Annotated in this window: 8 protein-coding genes; 5 read left to right on the forward strand and 3 right to left on the reverse strand. The window is 59.6% G+C overall.

Annotated elements, in window-relative coordinates:
- Positions 1–210: 210 nt before the first annotated feature.
- Entirely contained in the window at positions 211–585 is a 375-nt protein-coding gene (locus ACCAA_RS04360) for an HVO_A0114 family putative DNA-binding protein (RefSeq protein WP_186406026.1), read from the reverse strand.
- A gap of 2 nt (positions 586–587) precedes the next feature.
- Positions 588–1049, reverse strand: coding sequence for a toxin-antitoxin system TumE family protein (locus ACCAA_RS21905; protein WP_245754427.1), 462 nt, complete (start codon positions 1047–1049; stop codon positions 588–590).
- Here ACCAA_RS21905 and tnpA point away from each other — a divergent pair.
- Positions 1008–1115: an IS66 family insertion sequence element accessory protein TnpA gene (gene tnpA, locus ACCAA_RS22685; protein ID WP_425394451.1), complete on the forward strand. Its 108-nt coding sequence runs from the start codon at positions 1008–1010 to the stop codon at positions 1113–1115. The genes ACCAA_RS21905 and tnpA overlap by 42 nt on opposite strands.
- Positions 1116–1284: 169 nt before the next feature.
- On the forward strand, positions 1285–1566 hold the full coding sequence (locus tag ACCAA_RS04370) for a hypothetical protein (protein ID WP_186406027.1): 282 nt from the start codon (positions 1285–1287) through the stop codon (positions 1564–1566).
- Positions 1567–2023: 457 nt separating this feature from the next.
- Here the strand turns inward: ACCAA_RS04370 and ACCAA_RS04375 are convergent, their stop codons facing one another.
- Positions 2024–2476 (reverse strand): BON domain-containing protein, encoded by a 453-nt coding sequence (locus ACCAA_RS04375; protein ID WP_245754428.1) that lies wholly within the window; start codon positions 2474–2476, stop codon positions 2024–2026.
- A 228-nt stretch (positions 2477–2704) separates the two neighbouring features.
- Here ACCAA_RS04375 and ACCAA_RS04380 point away from each other — a divergent pair, with 228 nt between their 5' ends.
- The 3 genes from ACCAA_RS04380 to ACCAA_RS04385 all read left to right on the forward strand — a co-directional run.
- On the forward strand, positions 2705–3034 hold the full coding sequence (locus tag ACCAA_RS04380) for a hypothetical protein (protein ID WP_186406028.1): 330 nt from the start codon (positions 2705–2707) through the stop codon (positions 3032–3034).
- Between the two features lie 91 nt (positions 3035–3125).
- A complete protein-coding gene (locus ACCAA_RS22420; protein WP_281193161.1) occupies positions 3126–3254 on the forward strand; it encodes a hypothetical protein in 129 nt (42 codons plus the stop codon).
- Positions 3255–3871: cation:proton antiporter domain-containing protein (locus ACCAA_RS04385; protein WP_186406029.1), on the forward strand; the 617-nt coding region annotated here is incomplete at its 3' end.

The following is a 3871-nucleotide window of genomic DNA, read 5'->3' on the forward strand; positions in this document are numbered from 1 at the left end:
CCCTCCAGAAACAACAACGCGGCGGTCGGCCTTCCCACCACCGCGCCAGCGGTTTAGTTCAACATTCGAACACATAGCGACATGGGTCAAAGGGGTCGCGACTCTTAAAATATCGACATACGTTGACGTTTTGCACCCGGCCTTGGTGAGCAGGCCTGGCGCGTAGCCGCACCGACCACCAAGCGCCAGAGAGGTGGCTTGTTTTGGCGCCTACGCTGCCGAAAGTAGCGAAGCGTTCACCTTCACCAGTACATCATCCCATGGAACGAACACGCGCCCGGCGTCATCCTTCTCCACCAGGCCGTGCTCGACAAGTTTCTGCACGTCTGCATGCACGTTGGAATAGTTGCGTTCGAGGGCCTTGGCTATGGCGTAGATCGAAGCCGGCCCGCGCTGCTTGATGGCACGCAAGGTGTCGAGACGGCGCGGCGGCAGTTCAGCCAAAAGCTGTGCCGCACTGGCAAAGTTCAGGTGGTAATCCGCTGGCGGAAGACGCTCGCCGGCGTCGATTCGTGCTGTCATGTCCAGCAGTTGCGCTTTCGTTTTTCCCCAGTCGGTGATTCCGATGATTGCCCGATTCGCCATGATCAAGTTCCTGTCAGTGCTTCGACTGCGGCGAGGAAGTCTTGCAGCGTTTTCGCCATCTGCACGAACGTAAACGGTACTTCCCGCTCGTCCGCGCCGATGTGCTTGTGGTCGCCCTTGCGCGTTTCGTTGTCGTAGCGTACCAAAGTCTCCCCGTTTCGCCCGGCGTACAGCCGGTACTTGTAGACATGGACGCTGCCCGGCACTGACGGCTCAACTTCCCAGAAGACCACCTCCACAACCACGCCATCGGGCCGGTAATCCTTGCTCCGCTGAATCAGTTTCGCGCCCATATATTGCATTGTACGGATATATCGAATGGACGCAACACGCCCGGCCGGATGGCGGTAAGCGTCCAGCCGATCCACCTGTAAAACACGCGAGAGGTGGAGCAATCTCCGGGTTTTCGACAGGAGGAAGAGATGGACAAGGCAAGTGAACTGGAAGCGCACTGGCGAAGGCATGTTGACGCCTGGCGGGCGAGCGGCGGCACACAGAAGGCGTACTGTGAGCAGCACGGGCTGTCGTGAGTTTGACGTAACGGCAACCCGTGACGGAAGTATGTGCGACAGCGCACAGACTACGAACAGGCCGAGGCATAAAAGGATCTTGTCGCAGTCAGTCACGCGGATCCCGCCGTTTGGCTTGGTGCCCGGTAACGGACACCCACATCTATCCAATACTGAATGGAGCTTGGCCATGAAACGCACAGACCTTCGCAAGACCTTGAGCGCCGCCGCATTGATGGGCGGAACGATCGCTACCGCAAGCGCGCTGGCCGAGTCGCAAGGCGGAAACGCCGGGTCCGGCATGATGGGCGGCAATGGCGTCGGCTGGATGAGCGGCTATCGTTCAAGCTGGATGAGCGGCTATGGTTCAAGCTGGATGAGCGGCTACGGTGGCGGGATGTGGGTGCCGCTCCTAGTGGTCATCGTGGTGGCCGGCGTCGTGGCATGGGTTGTCTCGCAAAAGAACAAGTAAGCGGATTGTTCCCCTCCAACGCGCCGGATCTCCTGTCCGGGATTGACGGACGCGGCTGGCGGCCGCGCAAACGTCGCCGCGAAACAGCACGGCCGAGGTCCCGTTGCCGGCTTACACGGCCTGGAACGACTTGATGCGCAAGCTGCGGGGCCTGGCCAAATCGACTGATCGACGAGTTTCCGGGGTCGGACAGGAGACGGAAGGCCTCATGAAAACGCTGATGGCCGCCATCTACGCGGCGCGAGTCGATCCGCCGCCGGAAAGGGTTGCCTGTCTGCTAGGCAGCCCATATCAAGCGGCTGCACCCACGGTGTGAGGCGCATCGGATGGATGACCACCCCGAGCTTTTGCTCTGCTCGCCAGCGTCATCGCGACCGCCGGCAAGGGTTTGCAACGCCCTTCACGCCCTTCACTCCCTGCCATCCCGGCTGTGGCATAGGGGGAGCGATTGACTACGTTAGGGCGACTTCAACACCAGTCGGTTATCAACCCGATTGACGCCAGTCACCGCCCCGGCCAAGGCCTTTGCCCTATTGCTGCTCGACGAGGAGTCTGCTGAGCCGCTCAGTACTACCGCGCCATTTGAGGTGTCGACACTGATTTGCAGCGTCTTGAGACCGGGCTCGGCAAAGATGGCCGCCTTGACTTTAGCTGTAATCTCGGCGTCGTCCATGGCCACACCGGCTATAGCACCTTGCTCGCCCAGTTTCTCGCCGGCCTTGTCCGCCGCGTTACTCATCGTCTTGCTGGCTTGATCTACCGCCTGCTCTATCTTCTTGTCGGTGTTCTCTACCACCTGATCTATCTTCTTGCCGGCGCTCTCCGCCGGCCCTGGCTTGTCGCATGCCGACAGCCCAACAGCACAGAGTAACGAGATGCCGATCAACTTGAATGTATCCAGCATTTTCATCTTGTCGTCCTTTCCAGTGCCAGTCGGCCAAGATCGCACCCTGCGCCTCGACAGGCAGTCGGTCTGTGCGTCACCGTACTAACGATGCAAGAGTGAGCGAGCCAATCGGCTCTTTCATGTAATGAACAGAAATCTCGCCGAGTGTTCGCCGGCGTACAGACACTTCCGATCGCCTGAGTAGGCTTGCGGTTAATGGGAGGCAGAGCACTAAAGCAAGAGGACAAAATCATGGAAGCAAGGCTCAGCAGCACCGTATTGCAAGACCAGAACCAGCAATTCCTGGGAACCGGTGGCCGAAGCGAAGAAAACCGAGGCCAGGGTTTTCGGCCAGCATTCATGGATAGCGACAACCTGGCCATTTACGCCTCGTGTTTTGCAGACGGCCGCCCCGCGCCGTTCCACCTGATTGACGGGCTGCCAGAGCACCTGATCGCCAGCCGGCTTGCTTCCGGACGCGTCGCCGAAGTGAAAGCGTCCGTGATTTCAGGCTTTGTCCGCAATGACCGCTTCTACAGCCGGGACGAGGCGGCGCAATACATCTCGTCGAAGCTCCACTGAACCGCTTGTACCCCGCGCTTTTCCCTATCACCAACTAGACATTTCTCGTTGGCGCACCAGGCGTAAAATGAATGGAAAGGATAACGCCAGGATGGCGCTGCGCCTGATCGAGTTGGTGTTGAAGGAGGAGGACAGCGGCGAAGTCCGCGAGCTTCTCGTACTGTGGGCGGTGCTTTTGGCGGCATTGATCGGTCTGGTCCTGCTGTTGCGAAAGAGCTGAATGAACTTCTTTTCCATGGTCAGCACGTTGATCGCGCTCGCGGCCGTTTCGAGCTATGTCAATTACCGCTACATCAAGCTACCGACGACGATCGGCGTCATGTTGGTAGCCCTGGTCGCTTCACTGGCGCTGATTCTTGCCGGCCCCTACGCCAGCGGCTTCAGGGAACAGGCGGCGACCCTGGTCTCGCACATCGACTTCAACCAGGTGGTGCTGCACGGCATGTTGGCGTTCCTGCTGTTCGCCGGCTCGATCCATGTGAAGTTCGACGAACTCGGCCGTGAATGGCCGGCCATTTCCTTGCTCGCCATCGTCGGGACGCTCGCCTCGACCTTCATTGTCGGCGGAGCGACGTGGCTGGTTCTCGGCTGGCTGGATCTGGCCATTCCTTTCCTGCATGCGCTGTTGTTCGGCGCCCTGATCTCGCCGACCGATCCGATCGCAGTGCTGGGGATCATGAAGTCCGCTGGCGCATCACGGCAGCTTGGAGTGCAGATGGCCGGGGAGTCGTTGTTCAACGACGGGCTGGGTGTCGTCGTCTTTCTGGTCCTCCTGCTGTTAACGGCGTCGTCATTCCGTAGAAATCTGGCGTCGACAGTTTTGCAGCGTAGCCCGCA

It is taken from the genome of Candidatus Accumulibacter aalborgensis (genome assembly GCF_900089955.1).
Classification (GTDB): domain Bacteria; phylum Pseudomonadota; class Gammaproteobacteria; order Burkholderiales; family Rhodocyclaceae; genus Accumulibacter; species Accumulibacter aalborgensis.